This is a genomic window from Actinopolymorpha sp. B11F2, from assembly GCF_040195635.1.
Classification (GTDB): Bacteria; Actinomycetota; Actinomycetes; order Propionibacteriales; family Actinopolymorphaceae; genus Thermasporomyces.
This window is the reverse complement of sequence record NZ_JBEFTX010000003.1, coordinates 97,516-123,472: the sequence shown is the minus strand read 5'-3', so window position 1 is coordinate 123,472 and position 25,957 is coordinate 97,516. Positions and strand designations below refer to the sequence as shown.

Sequence of the window (25,957 nt, the reverse complement as noted above, 5' to 3'; positions counted from 1 at the left end):
CATGCCCACCACTCGACGCGTGGTCGCCGCCGCGGCCGCTGGGGCGCTCGCCCTCGCGTTACCCGCCTTTTCGGCGGCGGCCGCTGTCCCGGCAGGCTCCTCGTCCGGATCTTCAGCGACAGCCTCGAGATCCGGCGAGAAACTGACGGCAGCGGACCAGACCACGCTCAGAACGTATGCCGAGGACACCTGGGCTTCGATGGACGCCATGGTGTATCCGGAGACCGGCCTCCCGGACGACAACATCACCGGCGACCTCGATCCGGAGGGCCGCGGCGGCTACACCTCGCCGACGAATGTCGGTGCGTACATGTGGTCGACCATCGTCGCGCGCGACCTCGGCCTCATCGGCAGGACTGACGCGCGCGAGCGTCTTGCCACCACCATCGACACGGTGGCCCGGCTCAACCGGCATGACGACTCCGGCATGTTCTACAACTGGTACGACCCGCACACGCTGGAGGTGTTGCGGGCGTGGCCGGATAGCGGCGATCCCATCCGCCCGTTCCTGTCCAGCGTCGACAACGGCTGGCTGGCGGCGGCGCTGATGGTGGTCGAGCGGGCGGAGCCGCGACTGACGTCGAAGGCTCGTACGCTGCGCAAGTCCATGGACTTCGGCTTCTACTACGACCCGAAGGCCAAGGGCGAGGACGTCGAGGCGGGCCTGATCCGTGGCGGATTCTGGGACGAGGAGCCCACGGAGTGTTCGATCGTGGGCAACTACCGCGACCGCGGGCCGGACGTCTGGTACACCTGCCACCACTACGGCGCGTTCAACTCCGAGCCGCGGATCGCCTCCTACATCGGCATCGCCACCGGGCAGATTCCTCGCGAGCACTACTTCGGGCCGTGGCGGACGTTCCCGCCGACCTGCGACTGGTCGTGGACCGAGCAGGTGCCGGTCGGTGAGTGGCGGACCTATCTCGGCGTCGAGGTCTTCGAGGGCGCCTTCGAGTACCGCGGCAAGCGGATCGTGCCGTCGTGGGGCGGCGACATGTTCGAGGCGTTCATGCCTGGCCTGTTCGTGCCCGAGTCCGACTGGGGTACGCACTCCTGGCGGGTGAACCACCCGTTGTACGTCCAGGCGCAGATCGAGCACGGCATGGACGAGGCGAAGTACGGCTACTGGGGCTTCTCGCCGTCCAGCAACCCGGCCGGCGGCTACCGCGAGTACGGCGTCGACCAGTTGGGCATCGACGGCGGCTCGTCCACCGCGGGCGGGTACACGTCGGACCAGGAGCGTACGACGGTCACGCCGGCGTACCTCGACTGCCGGGCGGCCGAGCCGGAGCCGACGGCCTACGGCGACGGTGTGGTGACGCCGCACGCGGTGTTCCTCGCTCTGGAGTACGACCCGCAGGCGTCGCTCGAGAACCTCGCCAACCTGAGGGCCGACTTCGACGCGTACGGGCCTGGCGGCTTCTACGACGCCATCGCGGTCCGGTCGGGAACGGTCGCCACGCGGTACCTGTCCCTCGACCAGGGCATGATCATGGGCGCGCTCGGCAACTTCCTCGACGACGACTCGCTCCGTGGCTACTTCGTCTCTGACCAGGTGAAGATTGAGCTGAAGCCGCTCATGCAGATGGAGAGGTTCAGCGCGGGACAGTGAACCCGGGGCGGGCAACGGGGGCCGTAAATGACCACGCTGCCCATGCGTGCGGAAGCCGGGACAGGTGTCGGCACCTGTCCACGGACCGCGGGCATGGGCAGCGTGGTCATTTGTGGTTCGGCGGCGGATGACAGCTGACTAGGGTGCGGGCATGGACCAATGCAACGAGTGCGGGTTCACCTATGACCTGGGCGGGGCCACGGAGGCGGGTCCTTCGATCCGCGCGGGAGCGGAGGAGTACGCGACTCTCCTCCGGCGTACCGACCCTGCGGTGACCACCCGGCCGGCTCCCACGGTCTGGTCTCCACTGGAGTACGGCTGCCATCTCCGAGACGTCCTGCTCGTCCAGCGGGAACGCGTGCTGCACGCTCGCCGTACCCAGCAACCGGCACCGGCACCGGAGCCGATGGGCCGCGACGAACGCGTCGAGCACGACGGTTATGCCGACCAGAACCCCGCCGACGTGGCCAGACAACTCACCGACGCGGCGCAGCTGTTCGCCCACGTGCTGAGCCGGCTCGGCCGGGCCGACTGGGAGCGGACGCTGGTCTACAACTACCCCGAACCCACCGTACGCAGCCTGCGTTGGGTCGCGGTCCACACCTTGCACGAGGTACGCCACCACCTCCTCGACGCCAGCCGCCACCTCTCGTCGAACCTGCCGTAGAACCCGGCGCCGAAACCTGCCGTCGAACCCGGCGCCGAATCCTGCCGTCGAACCGGGCGACGCCGACTGACCGGTCCCGAGGCAGTCGCCCGGTCCCATGCCCGCCAGTCACTCCAGGCCTGAGTCCTCCGGTGCGTGGCCCGCCAGCTGCGCGAGGGTGTCGAGGGCCGTTGCCAACACGTCCCTCGGTGGCGAGGCAAGGGCGAGCCGCACGGCGTTGGGGACATGCCCCGCCGACACCGTGAACGATCCGGCGGGCGTCACCGCGATCCCCCGGCGTGCGGCCGCCGCCACGAACGTGTCCGCCCGCCAGGGTTCTGGAAGCTCCCACCAGCAGTGGTACGCATGCGGATCCGTACGAAGGTCGAACGCGCCCAGCCGGTCAGCTACGATCCGCTGCCGCGCGGCCGCGTCCTCGCGTTTGACTTCGCAGATCGCGGCGACGGTTCCGTCGTTCATCCAGCAGGTCGCGGCGTCGAGGGCGAACCGGGTGGCCGTCCACGTCCCCGACCTGAGCGCGGCGGCGACATCGGTGGCGACGCGGCGGGGCGGTACGACGAAGCCCAGCGTCAGCCCGGGCGCGACCCGTTTGGAGAGACTGTCGACGACCATGACGTGCTCGGGCTCGAGCACCGCGAGCGGAGGCAGGTCCTGGCGTAGGAACCCGTAGATCGAGTCCTCGATCGCGTACATCCCCTGCTGGCGGATGGCGGCAGCGAGCGCTGCCCGTCGCTCGTCCGGCATCGTGAGGCCCAGCGGGTTGTGCAACGTCGGCTGGACGTAGATCGCGCGTAGTGGTCGGCCTTCGGCGATGGCGTCCGGGATCACGCCGGCCTCGTCCATGGCCAGCGGTACCAGCGTGACGCCGAGCCGTGCGGCGATGCCCTTGACCACGGGATAGGTGAGCCGTTCGACCCCGAGCCGTTCACCGGGCGGGACGAGTGCCGCGATGGCTGCCGCGATCGCCTGCCGGCCATTACCCGCGAAGAGCAGGTCCGCCGGGTCGGGTGCCCAGCCGCCGCGCGCCAGCAGTGCGGCGGCCGCCTGCCGGGCCCTCGGCGTTCCGGCCGCGCCCACCGGCCGCAGGGTCGCCTCCAACACGTCCGGGCGCACCAGGCTCGCGAGGCTCTTCGCGAGCAGTCCGGCCTGCTCGGGGAGGACGGGAAAGTTCAGCTCCAGGTCGACCCGTGCGGCCGCTGCCGGTTCGGCGAGCGCCGGCTCGACCGGGCCTGTCGCGGCACGTACGAAGGTCCCGCGTCCGACCTCGCCCACGGCAAGGCCGCGTCGTACCAGCTCGCCGTACACCCGTGCGGCGGTGGAACTGGCGATACCGCGCTCCCGGGCGAACCAACGCTGCGGTGGAAGCCGATCCCCCGGACGCAGCCGCCCCGCCGCGACATCGGCGGCGATCTGGTCGGCAATCGCTCGGTAGTCGTCCATGCACTGACACCCTCACGAGAATTGCACCGAGAGCATTATTCCTATTGATAGGAGAGATTGCCCCGCATAGCATCGATGTGTCAAGCCGCAGCGGGGAGAGGATCACACCGATGAGCAAGGTGACCCTGGACGGAATCACCGTGGGATACACCGACGAGGGCAGTGGCGAACCACTCGTCCTCGTCCACGGCCATCCGTTCGACCGCTCGATGTGGCATCCACAGGTCGCACACTTCAGCAGGCAGGGGTGGCGGGTGATCGTCCCGGACCTTCGCGGGTACGGCGAATCCACCGTCGTTCCAGGACTCACCACGCTGGAGACGTTCGCCCGCGACATCGCCCACCTGCTCGAGCATCTGGGAGTCGGTCACCACGTCATCGGCGGCCTGTCGATGGGCGGGCAGATCGTCATGGAGTACTACCGGTTGTTTCCGGACCGGGTGCGTGCGCTGCTTCTCGCCGACACCTTCGCGGCCGGGGAAACCGAACACGGCAAGAAGGTACGCAACGACACCGCCGACAGGGTGCTCCGCGAGGGCATGGAGGGCTACGCCACCGAACTCCTCCCCGGGATGGTGGCACAGCGCACTCTCGAGGCCATGCCGGAGGTCGCCGCGCACGTGCTGGGCATGATGCGGCGTACGTCCTCGGCGGGAGCCGCGGCCGCGCTGCGCGGGCGAGCCGAACGACGCGACTACGTGGACATGCTCGCCCGCATCTGCGTGCCGACGCTGGTTGTCGTGGGCAGCGCCGACGAATTCACCCCGGTCAGTGACGCAAGGCTCATCCAGGAACGCATTCCCGACGCGACACTCGCGATCGTCGACGGAGTGGGGCACATGCCCAACCTCGAACGCCCCGGTGAGTTCAACGCCGCGTTCGAGAAACTGCTTCACTCCCTGCCCAGAACCGCTTAGCCTCGATCTTTCAGCTGGCTGGTGGCGAGTCCGGTGACCAACCCCGACGTGAATGAGAACGCCGTGAACGAAGCCCGCAGTCTTCCGCTCACAGAACTACCGCCGCTCGACGGTGAACTGTCGCTGGACACCGAGGTCCGAGCGGCCGCCGCCGACGACTTCGGGCACGTGGTCGAACGCATGCCGCTGGCGGTGCTGCGCCCTGGCTCGGTCCAGGACATCGCCCTCGTCACCAGATGGGCGGCGGACAACGGGTGGAAGGTCGCCGCCCGCGGACAAGGCCATTCCACCTTCGGCCGTTCACAGGTCGACACCGGCATCGTCATCGACATGACAGGTTTCGGCGACATCCATCGCGTCGGCGAGGATCACATCGTCGTCGGCGCGGGTGCGACGTGGCGTTCGGTGCTCGCCGCCACGCTGCCGCGCAAGCTCACGCCGCCGGTCCTCACGAACTACCTCGACCTTTCCGTCGGGGGCACACTTTCCGTCGGCGGAATCGGCGGGACGACGCACAGGTACGGCATGGCGACCGACAATGTGCGCGAGCTCGAGGTGGTCACCGGTGAAGGCAAGGTCTTCACCTGTTCGAGGGAGGAGAACACCGAGCTGTTCGACTGCGTACGCGCCGGGCTCGGGCAGTTCGCCCTCATCACCCGCGCGACGCTGTCGCTCGTCGCCGCTCCCGATCGGGCCCGCAGGTACGCCCTTGTCTACCCGGACCTGGAAAGCCTGGCCGCCGACCAGCGGCTGCTGCTGCGAAAGGGTCGCGCGGACCATCTCCAAGGCTCGATCCTCGCCCCCGACGGTCGCTGGCGACACCAGCTGGAGATGGTGGTCTTCCACGCGTCAGGCGACCAGCCGGACGACGACGCGGTGCTGGCCGGTCTCGCGGACGACCGCGCCCAGGCCCAGATCGACGACCTTTCGTATCGCGAGTACGTGGAGGCCTTCGACAAGTTCGAAGAACTCCTGCGTACGACGGGTGAGTGGGCGAACGCGCACCCGTGGTGGCTGACCTTCCTGCCTGGTTCGGCAGCGGAGGAGACCGCCGCCGCCGTCCTTGCCGACATCGAGCCCCAGGACGTCGGCGTGCACGGTCTCGTCACGTTCTACCCGTTGACCGTTGACGCGATCAGGACGCCGTTGGTGACGATGCCCGCCGGCGAAGTCGTGTTCACCTTCAACCTCATCCGGTTCGCCTCGACCGATACCCAGCAGGTCGGACACATGCTGGAACAGAACCGGGCGCTTTATCCCCGCATCCGTGCCGCTGGCGGGGTGGTCTATCCCGTGAGCGCCTTCCCTCTCACCCCTTCGGAGTGGGAGGAGCACTTCGGTGCCAGGTGGCCGGTGGTGCGCAGCGCAAAGGAACGCTTCGACCCGGCGCACTGCCTTACTCCCGGCTACGAGGTGTTCTGAGACAGGGCGTTCGCGAGATGATGAGAACCGCCGCACGCCCTGGCTAGCCTGCCTCGGAGGATGCCCATGCCGGTCCCGGATCGCGCGACAGTAGTGAAACCCCTGACACTGACCGACAGCGAGGTCCATTTCTATGCCGCGCAGGGATTCCTCTGCCTGCCTGGGTTCGTGTCGGCCGATGCCGTCGATGCCCTGCGTACCGAGGTGTTCGAGGTTCTCGAGGCCAACGGCGTGTCGAGGGAGTCTCTCGCCCGGGCCACGAAGACCGCGGACAAGCTTCGCCAGTGCCCGCAGTACCTCGCGGACTCCCTGCTCGACAGCCTCATCAACGGCTCGGCGACACTCGACGTGGCGTCCCGGCTGATCGGCGGGCGAGCGATCCGGTACCTCCCGTTCACGGCCGTGAAGGCCGGAGGCGGTGGTGGAACATTCCATCTCCACCAGGACAACAACTACACGCGGCACGACCCGGCGCTCGGCTCGATCAACATCTGGGTCGCACTCGAGGACATGACGCCCGAGAACGGCTGCCTGCAGATCATGCCCGGATCGCATCGCGAACAGCTCGACTCCCGTACCAGCGACGACGGCGACAGTCACCGGCAGGTCGACGTCGATCCGTTGCACTGCCTACCGATCCGGATGCGGGCGGGCGATGCCGTCGCGTTCACCCGGTGGACGGTGCACGGATCCGGCCCCAACAGCATGGACCGGCCGCGGCTGGCCTACGCGCTGCAGTATCACCGGGAGGACGTGCGGTGGTACGACAAGGACTCTGACACGTGGAGGGCACTCGTCGACACGCCGAAGTTCGCCACACCACCGGTCACGCACCTCGGCCCGTCAGCGTCCTCCTGACCCGAGGAACGGATTCCAGGCGCGGACGCTCACGACTTCGACACCCGGCGTCGCGTAGTAGGGGTCGTCGGCCAGGATCTGCTCCACGCCCGCGCGGTCGGTGTCGAACACCAACGCGGCACCGGAGTCATCGGCCCATGGTCCCGCCATCACGAGCCGGCCCTCGGCGTACAACTGCTGAAGGCGGGCCCGGTGGGCCGGACGTGCTTCGATGCGTCGGGAGTCATCGTTGAACTTCAGTTCGAGGAGGAACATGCCCGCACGGTAGGGCCTTCCACGGGCCGGTGGCTGTATCGCGCGATACTGGGCTCGAGGTGGGCCATGAGGATGGGGCCGTGAGGGACCAGATCGGCGCGTTGGCGACTGTGCCGCTGTTCAGCATGCTTGGCGACCAGCGACTCCGAAGGCTGGCCGCACACTCAGCTGTTCGTACCATTGCCAGCGGGACTGTGGCCGCCACCCGCGGCGAACCGGCGTCCCACCTGCTGGTCGTCGAATCTGGCGCGTTGACCGCCTTCCATGACAGCACCCAGGGACGCCGCGTCAATCTCGGCGACTTCCACGCACCCTGCGCGGTGGACAAGGCCGCCGTCCTCGACCGCGGTGGCCACACCGCCACCTGGCAGGCAAGCGGCACCACCCGACTCCGGCGATTCCCCCGCGACGAGGTCCTGGCCCTCGTCGACGACGTTCCCGCCGTACGCCGTCACGTCCTTGCCCACCTCGCCGCACAGGTACGCCACCACCAGACCGAACGCATCCGCGCTACCCTTGACGACGCCACCACCCGGGCCGCGATCTGGCTCGTTCAGGCCACCGCCACGCATGGGCGAAGGATCCCTCTGCCCCAAGGGCAGCAGGGCCTCGGAGAGGCCATCGGCGCTACCAGGGTGACCACCAACCGAGCCCTTCGCCACCTCGCACGTGACGAGCTCATCCGGATCGAGCCAGGCGCCGTCATCGTGCTGGCCCCGGAACTCCTTGCCCATCGGGCAGCTTCCTCGTCGCGTTAGAAGTCCGACCACGTTCCCGTCGACCACCATGGGAGATTTCTGCATGCTGAAAGTGATTGGTGCCGGCTTCCCAAGAACCGGCACGTATTCCCTGCGAGCCGCGTTGATGACCCTCCTCGGTGGCGACTGCTACCACATGCGTACGGTCAACGAGCACGACGATCACGTCGCGGAATGGCGCGGCGCTCTCCGCGGCGAGCCGCCAGAGTGGCATTCACTGTTCGAGGGATGCACGGCCGCCGTCGACTGGCCGGTGTCCAGCTTCTGGCGGGAGATCAGCGCCGCCTTCCCTGACGCGCTGATCCTGCTGTCCGTACGCAAGGACGCGGGCACCTGGTGGCGCAGCTTCGACGAGAACATCCTCCCCCGCGTCCGGCGGCCACCGGAACCCGGCAGGGAGTCCCGGCACGCGATGAGCCTCGAACTCCTCGCCCGGGAGATCGGCTCGCACTGGGACGACGAAGGACAGGCCGTGGAGGCGTACGAACGTCACATCGACAACGTACGCACCACCGTCCCGTCCTCGCGCCTGCTGGTCTGGCAGGCCGAGCAGGGATGGCCACCGCTGTGCCAGGCAGTCGACGTCCCGATCCCGTCAGAACCCTTTCCGTGCCTCAACACCACGGCCCAACGACGCCAGTACGCCAAGGACCGGATCCGGGCCGCGGACGCGTCCTGAGACGGCGAGACTCACCAACGGGTGATGGTGTTCTCCTCGATGTAGGCCAGGTTGAGGTCCTGTCCCAGCCCTGGACGTGTCGGCATGTGGACGAAGCCCTCGGCGTCCAACTCGTCGATCGCGGAGTTGAGGTGTGGGGGCACCTCGTCGTAGTCGTAGTGCGGATGCAGCAGGCCGCGTTCGTACCACCGGCCGAAGATCGTGCCGCCCAACACGGCGAGGTTGCCGGCGCCGCCGCCGTGGATCTCACACTCCATGTTGAACGCCTCCGCGAGGTGGACGACCTTCATGGTCGGCGTGATGCCGCCGCAGTCACCGACTCCGGCCCGGACGATGTCGCACGCTCCGGCGACGATCCACTCGGCGCGGGTGAATCCCTTGCCCCACGCGGTTTCCGGGCCGATCACCGGAATGTCCAGCTGGTCGGCAAGCCACTTGTAGGACTGGATGGAGGCCTCCTCCATCGGCTCTTCGTACCAGTAGTAACCGAGCTTCTCCAGCGACCGACCGAGCGTGAGTGCCTGCAGCCGGCTGTACCAGTGGTTGGCGTCGAGCATCAGCGGCACGTCCGGCCCGACCGCTTCGCGCACCGCGGCGCAGGCCTTCGCGTCCATGCCGATGTCCGGCGCGAACGACACCGGCGGCATCCAGGTGTGCAGCTTGATCGCGCTGTAGCCACGGGCGACGAGCTGCTCGGCGAAGGCGCCGTAGTCCTCGGGCGTCGCCAGGCCACCCGCGATCTCGTCGCCGCACATGGTGCTGGCGTACGCGGGCACCTTGCTCCGCCCACCGCCGAGCAGCTTCCACACCGGCATGTCGAGGCGGCGTCCCTCAAGGTCCCAGAGCGCCATGTCGACGTATCCGAGCGCCCGGTCGGTGAACCCGCCGCCGGACCCGCGCTGGGTCTGGGCCATCGCGTGCCACAGGCGTTCGCGGTCGCTCGGGTCCTGGCCGACAAGGATGTTCCTGACGTGGCCGGCGAGGATCGGCTCCCGGAGCTGGTCTGCCGATGTCAGGCAGTACCCAGTCGCGCCGTCGCTGTCGATGACGCGCAGCAGTGCCTGCCGTACCTCGTGGGCCTCGCCGGGATGGGTGTGCCCGTCGCTGTCCCTGGATGTCTTCGACACCGTACGAAACACACTGACGGACACGCTCTCGATCACGGCGTTCACGGACATCACCTCTCGTCGATCTGGCTCGGGAAGCGGGGCGGCGCTGGAACGAGTTGCCGCAGGGATTGAGTACCTTCCGGCGTCCCTGACGTAGGGGGTCCTAGAGCACGGAGGTCCGACCCACGCCACCCGGCATGGGCTTGTCGCCGTGCATGGACGAGGAGGGACTCATGCGTTGGTCTGGCGTCATGTTCGCAGGAATGGCGGCCGTTGCCGTCCTGGTCGCTGGCTGCGCCGGCTCCGACAGTGGCACCTCGACGACGGAGAGTGAGAGTGCCGGCGGCGGTAGCGGTAGCGAGGCACTCACGATCACGTCGCCCGAGGACGGTGCGGAGGTGACCTCGCCGTTCACGTTGGAGTTCGATGCCGGAGACATCGGTCCGGAGGAAACCGGCAAGGATCACGTCCACATCTTCGTCGATGGCGAGGAGTCCGACTACACCGTCGTCACCGAGAACACCTTCGAGATCGAGGGGCTGCCTGCGGGCGAGCACACCGTCACCCTCACCAAGCAGCATGCCGACCACTCGCCCACCGGGGACGAATCGGAGATCACCGTGGAGGTCACCGAGGGGGACAGCTCGGATGACACGTCCGGCGACACGTCGGGTAACAGTGGAAACGACCAGCCGGACTATGACTACTGAACGAGGGCGGCGTAGATCGGTCGCGGCGACCTCGGCCAGAGTCGAGCGGTACAACCGACGCACCCGGTGGTTCCACGCCGGCATCTACATCACCGTTCTGATTCTGTTGGCGACCGGCTGGTGGCTGACGCTCGGGCACGAAGGGCAGCCAAGTCCACTGGCGTGGATCTTCCGGACTCCTGACACGGTCCTCCACACGAACACCGGCTGGGTCGTCGCCATCCTCTCACTCGTCGGGTTGGCGTTCGGCGCCCGCGCGGTGCGCGTCTTCGTCAGGGAGACGTTGCGGGTCGACCGGTCGGACGGACGCTGGCTGGTGCGGTGGCCACGAGCGGTCTTCACCGGCCGGTTCGACCGGCACGAGGGCCACTTCGATCCCGGTCAACGGGTCCTCAACGTGGCGTTGACGCTTGGGCTCGTCGTCCTGATCGGCAGCGGCGTGGGGATGGCCTGGCTGCATGGCGGGCCCGCGTTCGTCGTGCTCGTACGCCTGCACACCTGGGCCACGTACGCCGTCACTCCCCTCATCCTCGGTCACATCGTCGTCGCGGCCGGCATCCTGCCGGGCTACCGGGGTGTGTGGAGGTCCATGCATCTCGGCGGCCGACTCGACGTCTCGGTGGCTCGCCGGCTCTGGCCGGGCTGGTACGAACGCCAGGAAGCCGCGCCGGACAAGCAGGACGAGCAGGCGACCAGAGCGCGCGGAGCTCACCGATAACGACCGGCCTGGGATTCGGAGAGCGCGACGACAAGGGCGACCGTGGGTCCTTCGACCAGGTTCGAAAGAGCTGGTCATTCGCCTCGTACGAGCGGATGATCTTGGAGTGAACCTCTGCAGGAAGCACGCGGGAACGGCCACGGGGAGCGCGGCGCCGGCCGTTCGTCTTGCGGCGGCGACTGCATATCTGCTTCTCGGCGCGAGCATGCTCGCCGCTTGCGGTTCCGGCGGTGACGCCGTTGACCCGACCGACGCTGCCAAACAGTCGCCCTCACGGTCAGCGTCGCCGACTCCGAGCACGTCACCCGAGGAGTACAGGAAGACGCTGACGGCCGCGGGCGCGCCCGTCGATGCAGCACTGGCGAAGGTGACGGCGGCGAAATCGCTGCCCACGTTGAACAACCGTCTGGCGGCGGCAGGGCGCGTCGCAGCCGAGACTGCTACGACGCTCGACGAGGTGCGACCGCCGAACGGCGAGGAGTCAGCCCACCTCGAACTCCTCGCCGGCCTCCAGTCCTTTCAAGTCTCAGCCGAGCGCGCGGTGGCGTCACCCGCTCGGGACAACTCCTGCAAGGCAGCGGTTCCTCCGTCGAGCGTCGTCGCCAGCCTCGACGTCGCTTCGTTGAACCAGGCAGTCAGGAGCCTCAAGACCAGGGGCTACGACACCGGAATCCACCCGGTGGCCGTTCCGAAGGTGTCGAGCCGCCGGCTGCGTCATGGACAGTTCGTGCGGTCCGGGTCGCGTACCGGCAACGGCACGCTGGTCATCGACAACGGCGGCGACACGGATGCCTTCGTCGCGTTCGCGACGGGCAAGTCGCAGACCTTCTCGGTGTACGTACGCAAAGGTGGCACGTTCACCGTCCACGGCATCCGCTATGGCACCTACACCGGGTACTTCGCCACCGGTGAGGACTTCGACTCCCGGGCCAAGGGCTTCACCCGCAACTGCGGCTTCGAAAAGTTCGACGAGCCCTTCAGCTACCCGAGCGGATACCAGTCGACCTTCACGATCACCCTGCACACTGTCGTCGGTGGTGACGCATCAACGACCGAACTCGACCCGAACCAGTTCCCCTCCTGACCAGCGTGCGGGCGACGGCCGGTCAGAGCCGCTCACCCGCCAGAGTCGGCCGCCAGACCAACCGCGGATGCCCTGGAGTAGAGGCTGGCTCGATCGCGGACATCACGCAGGTAGGCGGTGGACTGGTTGTACGAGAGGACCGCCCTGCGCCACCCAGCTTCCGTGCTCAGGTCGCCACCCTTCCCACAGAGATAGTGCGCCGCCGCCAGGGCCGCGTCGTCGAGGTCATGGGGGTTCTCGTCACCGTCACCGTCTCCGTCGGCCGCGGCGGTGGCCCACGTGTCAGGGATGAACTGCATCGGCCCGACGGCTCGATCCCAGTTCCGATCGCCGTCCAGCCGGCCGTCGTCGGTGTCCTGGATCGCCCGGATGTCCGGGCCGCCGTTCAAGGCGACGCCGAAGATGGGAACCGACGGTCGCCCGTCGGCGCCGAGTGCGCGTCCCCCGATCTGGCCGTGGTGCGATTCGACGAATCCGATGCCGGCCAGCGTGGACCAGTGCAGCCGGCATCCGGGGTCCTCGGCCGCGATCCTTGCCTCCGCCGTGGCGTACGCCTCCAACGCGCGGACAGGGATTCCGGCCCGCTGGCCGGCGTACACCGCCCACATGCGTAGCGGTGAAGCATCCAGGCGATCGTCGCTTCGCCCGTGGTCGCCGCCATGGCCCGAGCCGCGGCGTCCCTCATCCAGTGAGAGCGACGGCTGAGACGGTGCGAGACGCAGGTTCGACACGAACCCCGCCACCACGGGCGTGGCCACCATGGCCAGGACGACGAGCAGCGACGTCAACCTGCGTAGGCGGTCACGGATCACCACCGCGCGGGCGGAAATCTGTCCGAGGGCGTGGGCCCAGCTCACCGGGAGACGAAGCTCACCGGTGCACCGAAGGATCCCCTTGCGCACACGTGAAGGCGAGCTGACGGCGACTGCAGACGGACACGCACGCCGGCTCCTCTACCCGTCCGTGGCAAGGGGTGCATCCGGGGAACAGTAGCAACCCGACAGAGAAGCGCCAATCCCACAACGCGGAATCACCCTCCGAGCCGGTCACTCGGGGCGGGGTGCCGTCGCGAGGTGGCGCAGTGCTGACCAGGCGCCGGGCACGTCGAGACTGCGGGCGGCGTAGGACTTGGTGAGCAGCGCGTCGTCGAGGTAGTTGTCGTGCTTGTCGGCCGCCTTGTTCGCGACCTTCTCGGCCAGATCCAGCGGATCGGGAGGCGGAGCGCAGGCGAGCTGCCGGATGAGCTCCCACAGACCCACGACGTTGGTACGCCGGACGGTCAACGCCACACCGTCCTGCCCGACCTCGAGCCGGTGGTCCCTGAGGACGACCGACAGGGTGTTCATGATCTTGTCGCCGCGCCAGGGCAGCAGCACGGTGTCGCGTCCCCACGACACGAGAGGCTGCTGGTCGAGGCTGAGCCGCCGGAATGCCGCGCGCCCCTCGGCCAGCAGGCGCTGCGCGGTCCGGTCGAGATAGACCGGGACCGTGTCGGCTTCGTACCACGTACGCATCCGGCGGCGCACCTCGTCGGCCACGTCGGGGCCCATGCCGGGGAACGTCGGCGGTCGCCCACCCCGGGCGGGCGCCAGGTCGATGACCCGCTGCTGCGACTCGACCGCGAGCACCCGCCAACGCCGGCCGCTGAAGATCAGCAGGCTGCCGACGGAGATCGGGTACTCGACCGGCAGCGATCCGAGCGTGCGTCCGTACGACACGAGCCGGTACTCGTCGTCGGTCGTGAACGCGGTGTAGAAGCTGAAGTGGTTGATCAGCTTCTCTCCCGCCGACCCGGGGAGCAGGAGACCTTCGGTGTCCTGGCTGATCAGGTCCGCCTCGCCCATGGCGCGCAGGAGCGCGACGAACGTTCCCTTGTCGACCGTACGAAACGGCCCGTGGGCGCACAGCGCGTCGAACAGCGGCTCCGCCTCGGCGCCGCCGCGTTGGGCGATGACCGACAGGATCTGCTGGAGCAGCGTCGACAGGTGCAGCCGGTGCAGGTCCGGCGGTTCGTACCACCGCTCCAGCAGCAGGTCGACCATCGCGATCGTCTGCATCAGCTGGCTGCGCAGGGCGTCGGCGGGTGGGGTGTGGTCGGTGAGTTCGGGTTCGGAGACGTACATCCGGAGCACGGCAGGCTGGCCGCGGCGGCCGGACCGGCCGAGGCGCTGGCGCAGGACCGAGACCGCAAGCGGAGAACCGATCTGGGCGACCGAGTCGGCCGAGCCGATGTCGATACCCATCTCCAGCGTGGACGTACAGACCGCTGTCGTCGGGGTGTCGGACGCCTTGAGCCGGTCCTCGACGTGCTCCCGGACCTCCTTGGACAGGTTGCCGTGGTGGGGCTGGAACTCGTTCGGGACGTTGGCGTCCGCACTACGCCGGGAGAGCAGGTCGGTGTAGATCTCCACCAGGCCGCGGGCGTTGGTGAAGACGAGGTTGTCGCTGCCGCGCAGCGTGGCGAAGAGATGGTCGGCGATCGCACCCTTGTCATAGTCGACGCCGGTCTCGCCGGTCGGATCGGCGTTGACCTTGACCGGATCCGCGGCGATGTAGCCCCGCAGTTGCATGCGAAGCTCGGTCCGTTCCTCGTCGACGGAGGAGACGACAGCCACCTCAGGTCCGGCCCCCGGACGAAGGAACTCCGCCGCGGCACCGAAGTCGCCGAGCGTCGCGGACAGCGCGATGCGGGGAATCCGGTGCCTGACCGCGAGCTCCAGGCGGTGCAGGAGAGAGCGAAGCTGCGCGCCGCGCTCGGTGCCGATGAACGAATGCAGCTCGTCGATCACCACGTACCGCAGCCCGCCGAACAACCGCACGATCTTCTCGCCCTGGTTGACGAACAGCGACTCCAGCGACTCCGGCGTGATGAGTAGCAGGCCGTCCGGGTTACGGGTGACGAGGCGCTTCTGCGAGCCCGCGACGTCGCCGTGCCAGCGGTGCACGGGCAGGTCGAGGTGCTCGCAGAGCTGGTCGAGCCGGGAGTGCTGGTCGTTGATCAACGCCTTCAGCGGACTGAGGTAGAGCGCCTTGACGCCGGGCTCCGCGGTGTCGTCCTCCGCCTGCATCGCGAGCACGGAGCAGATCGGCAGCCAGGCCGCCTCCGTCTTGCCGCTGGCCGTGGCGGCGGCGACGATCACGTCGCGGTCGCCGGCCATGATCGGCGCGGCCGCGTGCTCCTGCGCGCTCCGCAGTGACTGCCAGCCCTGGTCCCAGATCCACTGACGTACGCGCGGATGGAAGCGTTCGAACGCCGACGACGCCGACGACGCCGACGCCGGGACGGCGACGGCCGGCGGGTCAGAGCCGGAAGCTGGTGAGGTCGTCGTCATCAGGCGATCCGGCAGATCGGTCGGGAGCGGGCGCGGCGTCGTCGGCGGGCGTGGTCGCCGCGGTGTCGTCGGCGAGTGGCGCGAGCTCCGGATCCGTCTCGGCCGCGAGACTGACCGTGCCGACCAGCTTCCGCCAGTCTTCGCCAGGGTTCTGCTCCAGCACGGCGAGCAGGTCGAGGAAACCCTTGATCGTGTTGCGTGGCGTACGAAAGTAGGCATCGCCGATGCGGGAAGCGCAGTGTCGCATGTACGCCTCCAGCGCTTCGTCCGGCACCAGGTAGGCCGCCGGGTCACCGCCGGCGAACACGTGGCGTAGCTTGCCCAGCAGGATGTAGAGGTCCTCGGGTGAGAGGTTGGCGAGGCGCAGGACCGGGCCGGAGTGGTCGACCAATCCGTCGGTGGCGAAGGTGTTCTCGGCCAACCGAGACTGCAGGGCCGGATAGCTGAAGAGCCCGCGCCGGGTGTCGAGCAGGAAGTCCGGCGTACCACCGAAGACGAAGCCGAGGCTTCCCGCGCTGCCCTGCAAGCTGTCGTTGACGATGCGCAGGAGCTGTTCGTAGTTGGCGTTGCGGGCCTGGGTGTTGGCCAGTTTGTAGAGGTTGACCATCTCGTCGAGGCAGACCAGCAGCCCACCGAAGCCGGCCAGCCGGACGAAGCGGGCCAGCAGCTTCAGCTGGTCGTAGACGTTGCTGTCGTCGACGATCGTACGTACGCCAAGGGCCTTGCGAGCCTCGGTCCGGGTGGAGAACTCGCCCCTCAACCACCGCACCGCGTCGGTCTGCAGCTGGTCATCGCCGGTGTCATGGCCCCGCCAGTACGCCGCAATGACCTCGGCGAAGTCGTAGCCGCCGGTCAGCTCCGCCAACTCGGCGAGACGGGCACGGATCACGTCGTCCGGAGCCTCGGCGTTGTCGCGCGCCCGCGCCAGCGCGGCGGTCACGAAGCGTTCCACGACGCCCGCCATGGCACCGCCGTCCGGCTTGGCCCGGGTGGCCATGCTGCGCATCAGCTCGGTGTAGAGGCTGCGTGCCTGACCACCCGTGGCGTGCAGGCGCCGGTCGGGCGACAGGTCGGCGTGCACTGTCACCAGCTTCTGCTGCAGGGCGATCGACCGGACCAGGTGCAGGAAGAACGTCTTGCCCGACCCGAACTCGCCGATCACGAACCGTGCGGTCGATCCGCCGTCGTCGACGCGAGCGATGTCGGACACCAGGGCCTTGACCTCGGCGACGCGGCCGACCTGGATGTGCTGCTGTCCCGCGCGGGGTACGACGCCCGCACGCAGCGCCTGCACCAACGTGTCGCGGTCCCGTGGCCGGATCCGGGTCGACGCCGCGTCGAATGTCGTGGTCGTGGGCGCGCTCCGCGTGGTGGTTCGCTCGCTTGTCATGCCGTTTCCCCGAGGAGCTCCTGGAGTACGTCGTCGTCGATCTCGAGAACGTCCTCGCCGGCCGTGAGGGGTTCGTCGGCGGCGTCGAGAGCGGCCTCGTTGAGAAGGTCGAGCGCACCCGCCGGTAACAACCCCAGCCCGACCGCCAGGGCATCGAAGGCGTCCTTCGGCCAGGCCGGACGCTCGGCCAGGGCACGGAGCAGCGCCGAATGAGGCGCGTCGAGGCCGGGCACCAGCTCGACCCCGCCCGAAACGTTGTCGCAGCGCCCTGCGTGGGTGGACGCAAGGTCGCCCGCGTCGTTACCTGGCTCGTTCTCCGCGTCGTTATCCGGCTCGTTCTCTGTCGCGCCCGCGGCATCGCCCTCGGCGGGTTCGTCGTCGGCGAAGATGCCGTGCAGCAGGGTGGAAACGGTGGCGGTCTCGGCGAGCTTGGCCTCGATCGCGGCGTTGTCCAGCGGCACCAGCGCGAGCGGGTCCGGAGCGGGCACCCGAGCCGGGTCCGGAGCTGGGACAGCGGGCTCGGCAGATGGTCGCCGCGGGAGGAGGTACTCGCCCACAGCCGCGCCGCCTGCCTGCACCGTCACCGGTTCGTTCGCGGGCAACGGCGTGGGCATGCGCACAGGCCCGGGCACAGCCACGGGCGCAGGCGCAGGCAGACCCGCAGGTGCGGACGCTGGCGCGGCGGTCACCGGCGCCCGCGCGGAAGCAGGCACGATCGCAGACCTGGACGACATGGCAGATGGAGTCGTGAGCGACGCGTGTACGCGGTTGGGCACGGTGTCCGGGTCCAACCCGAGTCGGCGATAGCTCCTCAGCAGACTGGTCACGTGATGCGGCAGCACCGTGCCACCCGCGGTGGCGGTCGTGACGAGCAGCTCGCCGATCTTCGCCCGGAGAGTGCCGGACAACCCGTCGAGGCGCCTTCGCAGGACCGTGAGGCTGCACTGGGCCGAGGTGGCCAACCAGTGCAGATGTGCGCCCAGCCGCAGGCGTTCACCGGCGTCGAGCGGCAGGGCCGCGCACGCCAGTTCGCTCACCTGCCGGCGCTGGTCCTCACCGAGCTGGCTGTCGGCAGCCAGGACAGCCGCGGCGAGCTGCGCGAACGTGACGGCGGCCGCGTAATTCTCACCGGCCACCGGCGGAACGTCGACATCGGTTCGGAACACCACCGCGGCCTGACCGGCGGTCGGCACCGGCCCACCCATGCGTACGTCCGGTTCGAGACCGATGCCGAGGTGGCCGAGCAGTCGGCACAAAGCGGCGGCCTCCCGTCGCGTCATCGCGCCAGCTGCCGCGGTGGGCCACCTGGCGATCAGCGCGCCGGCGTCAACAGTGGTCGATGATGCACCAGTGAGACGGCCCTCGATCCAGCCCTGCAACGCGGCGACCTCCGGGTCGAGGGCCTGCCCCTCCGCGTCGACCACCAACTCGGCCGGCAGCAACGCCGCCGCCGCGATCGTGTCGAGCCGGTGGTCATGGCGGCGCAGCCAGCGGCTGTAGGCACCGAGGTCGTCTGTGACCCTGCCGACCAACTCGGCGAGCTGCCGGCGTGGTTCGTCGGCCAGGTAGAGATCGGGAACATCCCGTCCGTACCGCATCGGCCGGAGGCCCGCGCTCGCGGGCTGGTACTCGACGCACAGGCGACGCTGGCCGGGCTCGACGAGCAGACCCTCACCATGGGCATCCGCGTACCGCACCGTGAACAACCGCGCGAACTCGTCCCGGCACCGGAACGCGGGAGTACGCAGGGAGATGTCGGGGTGGTACCACGCCCACGCCAGCGCCCAGGTGGCCGGCAGCCGACGTCCTTCGGTGGCGAACGCACCCAACGCCCGCCGCAGTGTCATCGGCGGTGGCCACCGCGGCTCCCGAAGCTCGGGGACGGCGAACGCGTCCGAGGGCGTCTCATCGGGAGCCCCGACCAGCTCGAGCAGGTGGGAGAACTCCGTCGCATAGCGCCGGAACGACGCGTGGGTGCCGTAGGCCTCGAGCAGGCCCTGCACTTCCGCCGCCAGCAAGGGCACCTCGGCACGCAGGGACGGGTCGGCCATGATGTCGTGGAGGAGGCGCCGCTCGAGGCCGTAGAAGAAGAGGAACACGTAACCGATCGGCACCCCCGGTGCGCGGCGACCGTCGGCGAGCCAGTGCAGGTAGGCGGCCCGGCTCTCCGGCGGGATCCGGTCGTACGACGGCCAGTAGCCCAGGTCTTTGCCGCCGGTCCCGGGACACCGGGGCGCGAGCTCCAGGTCAGGATCGATGAGAGCGGGCTCGACCCGGCCGCCACGCGCTGCCGCAAGTCGCCGGCCGAGGTAGATCATGCCGTCGGGGATGGCGTGCCCGCCGACGACCGTGTGGGCGCCCGGACGAAGCCACCGGGCATCTCGGGCGGGCTGTCCGGCGAACGGATCAGCCGCCCAGTCGAGGGGGGCGAGGTCGGACGAGGTGGCACCGTGATCGTGGGCGGCGGCGCGGACGACGTTGCCCATCGACGAATCCCTGGGTGCCTGGCGTGAGGTAACCGTTCGAACATAGTACCGGATCAAGAGATTCAGGTGCTTTCGGTCACCACGATTCGATGAGGGGGTCATCGTGTTCGTGCCGCCGCCATTCCTCGGTGAGGCGGCCGAGGCGGGCCTGGGAGGCCACACCGCGTAGGGCCGCGATCTTGCCGTCGCGGACCTCCAGGACCACCACGCCCACAACCTGGTCGTCGAGCGCGGCGATCACGGCGGGGGAGCCGTTGACCATGCCGGAGTGGATCGCCGGGGAGCCGCCGGCCAGTTTCCGTTTCGCCGGAGTCGGCTTGAACCCGGCTCGCATCGTGGCGGCGATCCGCTCGGGGTCCGAGGACCGCAGGACCTTCTCGCCCAGCCCGGCTCCGTCGGAAATCGCGGTCGCGTCGTCGGTCAGCAACGCCAGCAGCCGTTCGGTGCGACCCGAGGAGGCGGCGTCGACGAACGCCTCGACGATTCGGCGCGCGGATGCATGGTCGACCTCACTGCCGTTGCGCTCGGCCGCGATGCGGCGCCGGGCCCGGTGGGCGTGCTGCTGGCTCGCGGACTCGGTGATGTCGAGGATCTCGGCGATCTCGGCGTGGCTGTGGGAGAAGGCCTCGCGCAGGACGTAGACCGCCCGTTCGATCGGCGAGAGACGCTCCATCAAGGTCAACACCGCCAAGGTCACCGATTCGCGCTGCTCAACGGTGTCGGCCGGGCCCAGCATGGGGTCGCCGTCGAGGAGAGGTTCGGGAAGCCCGTCGCCGACCGCGCGTTCGTGCCGCCTACTCGCCGAACGGAGCCGGTCCAGAGACAGGTTGGTGACCACCCTGGTCAGCCACGCCTCGGGCACCTGGATGCGCTCCCGGTCGGCGGCATGCCAGCGCAGGAACGCGTCCTGCACCGCGTCCTCGGCGTCGGCGGCCGAGCCGAGCAGACGGTACGCGAGCGAGGCCAACCGGTCCCGGTTGGCCTCGAAACGCTCCACGGTGGCGGCGTCCACGAACGCCACCCTAGACGGCCATCTAGGCGGCCACCGCCTCCGTGTGGCCTCCGGTCGTGGTCGCGAGTCGGCGCTTGCGGGTCGGCAGTCCGTAGGTCGGGTGGCCCATGTTCCAGGCGGTCCCGTTGAGGACGAACGCCTTGACGCGCGCGGCGGTCCGACCGCGCAGCGACCACGACTTCGACCGCGCGTCGCCGTCGACCGCTTGGAAGATCGCGTCCTTCCCTCCGAGGCTGATGCAGTTGCCTAGGTAGGCCAACGGGGTCGTCGAGATCTTGCGACCGGTCAGGTCCCCGACGATCGCGGCTGTCGCCTGCATCCTGGTGAACCCCGCCGAGGCGCAGGACATCGGCAGCGGCCGGCCGTTCTCGCCGATCGCGTAGACGCTGTCGCCGGCAGCGTAGACCTCCGGATGCGAGACCGACCGCATCATCCGGTCGACGGTGATCCGGCCGTCATCCTCGACGGCGAGACCGCTGGCGGCGGCGATGGGGTGGACGGCGAAGCCGGCCGCCCACACGGTCGCGTCGGAGGCGAAGGTGGTGCCGTCAGCGGCGACGGCCTTCGTCGCCTCGACGCGTTCGACCGTGGTGTGCTCGTGGACCGCGACGCCGAACCGGTCGAAGGCGCGCATCAGGTGGCGGCGGGCCTTCGGTCCGAGCCACCCGCCCAGCTCGCCGGTGGTGGCGAGGGTGACCTGCAGACCGGGGCGGCATTCGGCGATCTCGGTGGCGGCCTCGATCGCGGTCAGGTTGCCGCCGACGACCAGCACCGTCCCGTTTCCGCCCAGCTCGTCCAGGTGCTGGCGCAGGCGCAGCGCCGCCGGCCGTCCGGCGACGTGGAAAGCGTGCTCGTCCACGCCCGGAACGCCGTGGTCGGCTGCCGTGCTGCCGAGTGTGTAGAGGAGGGTGTCGTACTCCAGCCGGTCGGTGCCGGCGCCGTCGGTCACGGTGACGGTCCGACGCTCTGGGTCGACGTCGGTCACGCGCGCCAGGTGCAGTCGGATGCCGGTGCCGGCGAACATCTCCGCCAGTCCGTAGCGGCGCAGGTTCTGGCCGGCGGCGAGCTGGTGCAGGCGCATGCGCTCGACGAAGTCGGGTTCGGCGTTGACGACGGTGATCTCGAAGTCGGCGGGTTGGAGACGGCGGGCGAGGAACCCGGCGGCGGAGGCTCCGGCGTATCCGGCCCCCAGGACGATGATGCGGTGCCGCATGTTCGTGCTCCTGTCTGTTCGCTTGCCCTCCGAACGAGACAGCACCCAGATTCCTGACAGGGATTCGACTATGGCGTGGATCACCATGCACTGAGCAGTGCGTACGACCTTCTGATTCGCGCCAAATCGCTCATTCCCCTCACCAAGGGCCCAGGACTTGCCAGACCACCACACACGGCCGGGAACGAAGCGCCCGGACCCGCTCGGCTCAGCGGTACTCGGCGAGGCGTGGCCGCACGCCCAGCAGGACGAGCAGAGCGATCCCGGCCACGGCGCCGGGAAAGATCAGGTGCCAACCGTTCAGTGCCTTGTCACTCTCGGCGATCGCCCGAACGAATGCCTGCCTGTGATCCTTGATGAGCGCGACCATCGTGCGGTCGGTGTTGGCGAAGCCGTCGAGCAGGGGCCCCATCCGTTCCTCGATGCCGCGCAGCTTCTCCGCCGACGCGACGTTCTGGCGTACGTCGAGACGGTAGCTTCCCTCGTTGGCCTGCAACGTGTTGTTGGCGGCCCTCGACCGGGAGACCGAAAGGATCTTGTCGTGGCCGTTGGTCTTGGCCGCGGTGAGGTTCTCCTGCGCGACAGACAGCACGAAGAGGCTGGCCACGACGAGGACGAACGTCGCGACGGTCGCCAGGACGAGCGCCGGATTGAGGATGCGGCGGAACCGCGCCGACAGGTAGACCTGCAACCCGATCAGGGCGAGGATCGTGGCGAGCCCGCTCACGGCGATCCAGAGCGGGAGGTTGCTCACCTGCGACTGTGCGCGTTCATAGGTCCCCTGCACGGACTCGTCACTCTCCACGGTGACCGCCCGGGCTTTGGGCAACACGTCGCGGTTCATCAGTGTGTTGGCTTCGCGGTACAGGTCGATCGCCTGCTGCGGCAGCGGACCCGCGCCCTCCGTGCGCGCGTCCAGGATCATCGCCTGGGACGCCAGGCGTTCGTACTTGCCGATCCCGTCCAACACCTCCCGGATGGTGTCGTCCTGGCCGCTGTCACCGGCGGCGAGACTGGTGGCCTGCATGACCGCGCGACTGGCCTGGGTGCGGCGATCTTCGTACCGCTCCAGGGCGGCGGTCCGGCTGATGCCGAGGCTCTCCTCCCTGCCGGCCAGCAGGACGTTGGCGACCTGCGCGTTCATGTCGCTGAGCGCGTAGTAGAGGTCGCCGGTGGCGACGACCTGTGGGCCCGCGCCATGGCCGATGACGCGTACGCCGTTCCGGGCGTTGTCGATGGCCAGACTGCCGAACGTCGCCAGCGCCCCGAGGGTCAGGACGACAAGCACGGTGAGCATGCGCACGCGGCCCGGCGTCGTACGCGCACGACGCAGGAGCCCACCGGCCGGTGGGGCCGCCGTCTTCACTGCCACCTCGCGTTCATCCCTTCCGGAGAGTGATGACGGTCCAGGCGCCGAGGTAGATCCGGTCCCCCTGGCGCAACGGAACTTCGATGTGTGCCGAAACCGGCTCGGGGTTGTCGTTGAGCAGCGTGCCATTCGTCGCGCCGAGGTCCACCAGCGACCACGCGCCGTCGGGCTTGGACAGGAGCACCGCGTGTTGGTGCGAGACGGCCGGATCCTCCGGCGGAAGGCTGAGATCGATGTCCGGCCGGATGCCCCGCCCGACGCTGCGGCGGCCGATCTGGACGAACTGCGCCGTGAGCGGATACTGCCGCTCGGGGTGGTACGACGGGTACGGCAGCGTGGTCGGGCTGGACCCGGTTTCTGCCATCAGCCGCTCGTAGTAGTCCCGGTCGGCACCGACGACGGCGATCCAGTCGACGCGGCTACCCGGCCAACCGCTCTCGCTCGATCCAGGCCAACCGCTCTCGCTCGATCCAGGCCAGCCACTCTCGGTCGATCCAGGCCAGCCACTCGTCGCCGGAGCGGCGGGCGGCGGTACCGCCTGGTGTGACCTTCTCGCCTGGAGCGTGTCGAACCCGCATCCTTCACAGAACCTGTCGACGAGCCGTTCACCGCAGACCGGGCAGTCGGGGGTGGACGCCTCCGAGACCACGCCCAACACCGTGGTCGCGGACGTGCTGGTCGAAGGCATGCTGGTCATGCGGATCCCGCACGTCTCGCAGTAGTCGCTGTCGGCGGACTGGTGACCGGCTGGGCACGTCGACATGTCACTCCTTGCGGGTACGAACGGTGCGGGTCGAGCGGGTGTCGAGTGACATCTCGTCGACCTTGTCGACCACGGACTTCAGCCGCACGGTCCCGGACTCGTGGTCGATGACGTCGACAACTTTGTCCAGGAGTGCGGAGGTCGCTTCATTCCCCGTCTGTCGCGCCAGGGTGACCGCCCGACCCAGCCGGGTCGTCGCCGTGTCGAGGTCACCGGACCGTTTGGCGTGCAGGCCAGCCTGGATGACCTCGGCGAGTTCCTGCTGGCCGGTGTAGTGGGCGACCTGGGGATCGATCATGGTGTAGTCGCCCTCCTCGTCGGTCCACGACGCCAGGACGTTGCCAGACGCCAGGACCTCGGGCGGATCCCCGGGCTGGACCAGGCGTACCCAGGCGGCCCGCATCTCCTGACCGACCGCACCCGACATCACCTCGATGCAGATGTGGTAGTCGCGGACCTCGTTCCCCCACGAGCCGGTCGGGAAGTCGTACGCCATCCGACCGGCCTTCACGCCGCGCTCCGTCAGGTCCTCGACGCTCGGAAGGACCTGCCGGACGAACTTCAGCCGCGACGCCTCCGGCCGCCAGATCCGCAGGGCGACGTCGCCGATGGACTTGCCCATGGCGTGCTCGGTCATCGCGCGGAAGTCCGCTTCGAGGTCGTTGGGATCCGGAACGATGTCGACGCTTCCCAGGAGGGCCGAGGACACCCGGCGCAGCTCGTCGGGCTCCCAGTCGGTGCCGACACCGCGGCAGTCACACACGAAGCTCCCGGCGACCGCCGAGAGAGTCGCGCCGAACTGCTCCGGCGCCTCGTGTTCGTTCTTGCCGTCGGTCAGCAGGATCGCGTGTCGGAGGTCCTCGCGGTGCGGAGCGAAGAGCTGGGCCGCCAGCTGGAGCCATGCCCCCATCGCCGTACCTCCGCTGGGAGCCAGGCCGCCGATCGCCGCCTTCGCCTCGATCTTCGTACGCCGGTTGGCCTCGACCGTCTGCTCCTCGCGCGGGTAGACCATGGTGGCGACGTGGTTACCTGCGACCACCGCGAACGAAACTCCGTCGCGGAGGTTGTCGACCGCCTTCATCGCGGCCTGCCGGGCCGCCATGATCTTCGTGATCGGCCACTCCATCGAGGCCGACGTGTCCAGGATGATGACCTCCGCCATCCCGGTGTCGGGTTCCTCGCCCCCCAACAGTCCACCGAGTCCGGTCGACTCGATGGTCACAATCGCGTTGACCTCTCGCGCACCATGGGCGAGAAACTTGTTCTGGGAGATCGTCAACGTGAAACCGGAACCACCATTCATCCTCTATGCCCTCCCTCGGGTGGGTACGGAATCACGACCACGGTGACGTTGTCATGACCGCCGGCGTCGAGCGCTAACTGCACCAACGAGCGCGCAGCCGCCATCGGCGCCTTGGCAGCGCCAGGAACGGCCGCGGCCAGTGCCTCGGCCTGGGGAAGGTACTTCCACAGGCCGTCACTGCAGATGAGCACGGCACCAGGGGCGCCGGGCTCGCAGCTCACGATGCGCGGGCGGATGTCCTCCGCATCCGCCCCCAGCCACTTGACCAGGGCGCCGCCGTTCGGCTGCCTCCTGGCCTCGTCGTGAGTCATCTCCCCCGTCTCGGACAGGTGGTTCACCAGCGAGTCGTCCTTGGTGAGAACGACAGACTGCGTCCGCGCGTCGGCGGCCAACCAGTACGCACGGCTGTCGCCCACCCAACCCACGGTCACCACGTCGCGCTCCACAATGGCCGATACATAGGTGCAGGCTGGTGCGTCAGCTGGTGATGTGGCAAGGGCCGACACCGCCTTCCCGGCACTGGCCACCGCCGCCTTGGTCGCCTCACCCGCCTGGTAGCCCGCACGGAGATGCGCGACCAGGGCCTCGGTGCCGACGTCGACCGCCGCCTGCGAGGCACGGTCGGGACGCGGTGAGTTCGAGATGCCGTCACAGACCACGGCCACGACCCCCCGCTCGTGACCGAACACGTAGTCGAGGACACCCACCGAGTCCTCGTTGCGATAGTGCTCCAGGCCCCGGTCGCTCACCCCCGCCGCACCCGGGTGGTCGACCTCCATGCGGTCACGAGGTTGCGGTTGCCTCGGCAGCAAGCGGTATCCGCATCCCTCGCAGTAGGTGTCGGCCTGATGCGCGGGGTA

General features: G+C 68.9%; 23 protein-coding genes. 10 read left to right on the top strand and 13 right to left on the bottom strand.

What is annotated here, in order from left to right:
* The first annotated feature begins 1 nt into the window (after position 1).
* Positions 2-1,612, top strand: coding sequence for a glucoamylase family protein (locus ABN034_RS06975; RefSeq protein ID WP_349690161.1), 1,611 nt, complete (start codon positions 2-4; stop codon positions 1,610-1,612).
* A gap of 151 nt (positions 1,613-1,763) precedes the next feature.
* Positions 1,764-2,279: a DinB family protein gene (locus ABN034_RS06970; RefSeq protein ID WP_349690160.1), complete on the top strand. Its 516-nt coding sequence runs from the start codon at positions 1,764-1,766 to the stop codon at positions 2,277-2,279.
* Between the two features lie 108 nt (positions 2,280-2,387).
* Here ABN034_RS06970 and ABN034_RS06965 read toward each other — a convergent pair whose 3' ends face one another.
* Positions 2,388-3,719, bottom strand: coding sequence for an aminotransferase-like domain-containing protein (locus tag ABN034_RS06965; protein WP_349690159.1), 1,332 nt, complete (start codon positions 3,717-3,719; stop codon positions 2,388-2,390).
* Between the two features lie 110 nt (positions 3,720-3,829).
* On the opposite strand from ABN034_RS06965, the gene ABN034_RS06960 reads away from it, so the two are divergent.
* The 3 genes from ABN034_RS06960 (at position 3,830) to ABN034_RS06950 (ending at position 6,916) form a co-directional block, all read left to right on the top strand.
* Positions 3,830-4,636, top strand: a complete 807-nt coding sequence (locus tag ABN034_RS06960; RefSeq protein WP_349690158.1) for an alpha/beta fold hydrolase — start codon at positions 3,830-3,832, stop codon at positions 4,634-4,636.
* Positions 4,637-4,699: 63 nt separating this feature from the next.
* Positions 4,700-6,058: an FAD-binding protein gene (locus ABN034_RS06955; RefSeq protein ID WP_349690157.1), complete on the top strand. Its 1,359-nt coding sequence runs from the start codon at positions 4,700-4,702 to the stop codon at positions 6,056-6,058.
* Between the two features lie 66 nt (positions 6,059-6,124).
* The gene (locus ABN034_RS06950) at positions 6,125-6,916 is read left to right on the top strand and encodes a phytanoyl-CoA dioxygenase family protein (RefSeq protein ID WP_349690156.1); all 792 of its coding nucleotides are present in this window, start codon (positions 6,125-6,127) and stop codon (positions 6,914-6,916) included.
* On the opposite strand, the gene ABN034_RS06945 is transcribed toward ABN034_RS06950, so the two are convergent.
* Positions 6,902-7,171, bottom strand: a complete 270-nt coding sequence (locus ABN034_RS06945; protein WP_349690155.1) for a YciI family protein — start codon at positions 7,169-7,171, stop codon at positions 6,902-6,904. The genes ABN034_RS06950 and ABN034_RS06945 overlap by 15 nt on opposite strands.
* Before the next feature lie 80 nt (positions 7,172-7,251).
* Here ABN034_RS06945 and ABN034_RS06940 point away from each other — a divergent pair, with 80 nt between their 5' ends.
* Positions 7,252-7,929, top strand: a complete 678-nt coding sequence (locus ABN034_RS06940) for a Crp/Fnr family transcriptional regulator (protein ID WP_349690154.1) — start codon at positions 7,252-7,254, stop codon at positions 7,927-7,929.
* A gap of 43 nt (positions 7,930-7,972) precedes the next feature.
* Complete coding sequence (locus tag ABN034_RS06935) at positions 7,973-8,608, top strand: sulfotransferase family protein (RefSeq protein ID WP_349690153.1); 636 nt, start codon at positions 7,973-7,975, stop codon at positions 8,606-8,608.
* Between the two features lie 11 nt (positions 8,609-8,619).
* Here the strand turns inward: ABN034_RS06935 and ABN034_RS06930 are convergent, their stop codons facing one another.
* Positions 8,620-9,780 (bottom strand): enolase C-terminal domain-like protein, encoded by a 1,161-nt coding sequence (locus ABN034_RS06930; RefSeq protein ID WP_349690152.1) that lies wholly within the window; start codon positions 9,778-9,780, stop codon positions 8,620-8,622.
* A 170-nt stretch (positions 9,781-9,950) separates the two neighbouring features.
* On the opposite strand from ABN034_RS06930, the gene ABN034_RS06925 reads away from it, so the two are divergent.
* The 3 genes from ABN034_RS06925 to ABN034_RS06915 all read left to right on the top strand — a co-directional run bounded on the left by ABN034_RS06925 (position 9,951) and on the right by ABN034_RS06915 (position 12,229).
* The gene (locus ABN034_RS06925) at positions 9,951-10,427 is read left to right on the top strand and encodes an Ig-like domain-containing protein (protein ID WP_349690151.1); all 477 of its coding nucleotides are present in this window, start codon (positions 9,951-9,953) and stop codon (positions 10,425-10,427) included.
* Positions 10,417-11,145, top strand: a complete 729-nt coding sequence (locus tag ABN034_RS06920) for a cytochrome b/b6 domain-containing protein (protein WP_349690150.1) — start codon at positions 10,417-10,419, stop codon at positions 11,143-11,145. The genes ABN034_RS06925 and ABN034_RS06920 overlap by 11 nt, the downstream gene beginning before the upstream one ends.
* A 106-nt stretch (positions 11,146-11,251) precedes the next feature.
* The gene (locus ABN034_RS06915; RefSeq protein WP_349690149.1) at positions 11,252-12,229 is read left to right on the top strand and encodes a hypothetical protein; all 978 of its coding nucleotides are present in this window, start codon (positions 11,252-11,254) and stop codon (positions 12,227-12,229) included.
* 32 nt (positions 12,230-12,261) lie between these two features.
* Here ABN034_RS06915 and ABN034_RS06910 read toward each other — a convergent pair whose 3' ends face one another.
* The 10 genes from ABN034_RS06910 to ABN034_RS06865 all read right to left on the bottom strand — a co-directional run bounded on the left by ABN034_RS06910 (position 12,262) and on the right by ABN034_RS06865 (position 25,876).
* The gene (locus ABN034_RS06910) at positions 12,262-13,086 is read right to left on the bottom strand and encodes a lytic murein transglycosylase (protein WP_349690148.1); all 825 of its coding nucleotides are present in this window, start codon (positions 13,084-13,086) and stop codon (positions 12,262-12,264) included.
* A gap of 189 nt (positions 13,087-13,275) precedes the next feature.
* Positions 13,276-15,561: a DEAD/DEAH box helicase gene (locus tag ABN034_RS06905; RefSeq protein ID WP_349690147.1), complete on the bottom strand. Its 2,286-nt coding sequence runs from the start codon at positions 15,559-15,561 to the stop codon at positions 13,276-13,278.
* Positions 15,530-16,951 carry an ATP-binding protein gene (locus tag ABN034_RS06900; protein WP_349690146.1) on the bottom strand — a complete coding sequence of 474 codons (1,422 nt, stop codon included), beginning with the start codon at positions 16,949-16,951 and terminating at the stop codon, positions 15,530-15,532. Before ABN034_RS06900 ends, ABN034_RS06905 begins: the two co-directional genes overlap by 32 nt.
* Positions 16,948-19,437 carry a TerB N-terminal domain-containing protein gene (locus ABN034_RS06895; protein ID WP_349690145.1) on the bottom strand — a complete coding sequence of 830 codons (2,490 nt, stop codon included), beginning with the start codon at positions 19,435-19,437 and terminating at the stop codon, positions 16,948-16,950. Before ABN034_RS06895 ends, ABN034_RS06900 begins: the two co-directional genes overlap by 4 nt.
* Before the next feature lie 76 nt (positions 19,438-19,513).
* Positions 19,514-20,449 (bottom strand): sigma-70 family RNA polymerase sigma factor, encoded by a 936-nt coding sequence (locus ABN034_RS06890; protein WP_349690144.1) that lies wholly within the window; start codon positions 20,447-20,449, stop codon positions 19,514-19,516.
* Between the two features lie 22 nt (positions 20,450-20,471).
* On the bottom strand, positions 20,472-21,662 hold the full coding sequence (locus ABN034_RS06885; RefSeq protein WP_349690143.1) for an NAD(P)/FAD-dependent oxidoreductase: 1,191 nt from the start codon (positions 21,660-21,662) through the stop codon (positions 20,472-20,474).
* Between the two features lie 208 nt (positions 21,663-21,870).
* Entirely contained in the window at positions 21,871-23,034 is a 1,164-nt protein-coding gene (locus tag ABN034_RS06880) for a GlnX family signal transduction membrane protein (protein ID WP_349690142.1), read from the bottom strand.
* A 7-nt stretch (positions 23,035-23,041) separates the two neighbouring features.
* A complete protein-coding gene (locus ABN034_RS06875; protein WP_349690141.1) occupies positions 23,042-23,794 on the bottom strand; it encodes an FHA domain-containing protein in 753 nt (250 codons plus the stop codon).
* A gap of 1 nt (position 23,795) precedes the next feature.
* Positions 23,796-25,097 (bottom strand): vWA domain-containing protein, encoded by a 1,302-nt coding sequence (locus ABN034_RS06870; RefSeq protein ID WP_349690140.1) that lies wholly within the window; start codon positions 25,095-25,097, stop codon positions 23,796-23,798.
* On the bottom strand, positions 25,094-25,876 hold the full coding sequence (locus tag ABN034_RS06865) for a PP2C family protein-serine/threonine phosphatase (RefSeq protein WP_349331384.1): 783 nt from the start codon (positions 25,874-25,876) through the stop codon (positions 25,094-25,096). Before ABN034_RS06865 ends, ABN034_RS06870 begins: the two co-directional genes overlap by 4 nt.
* Positions 25,877-25,957 lie beyond the last annotated feature (81 nt).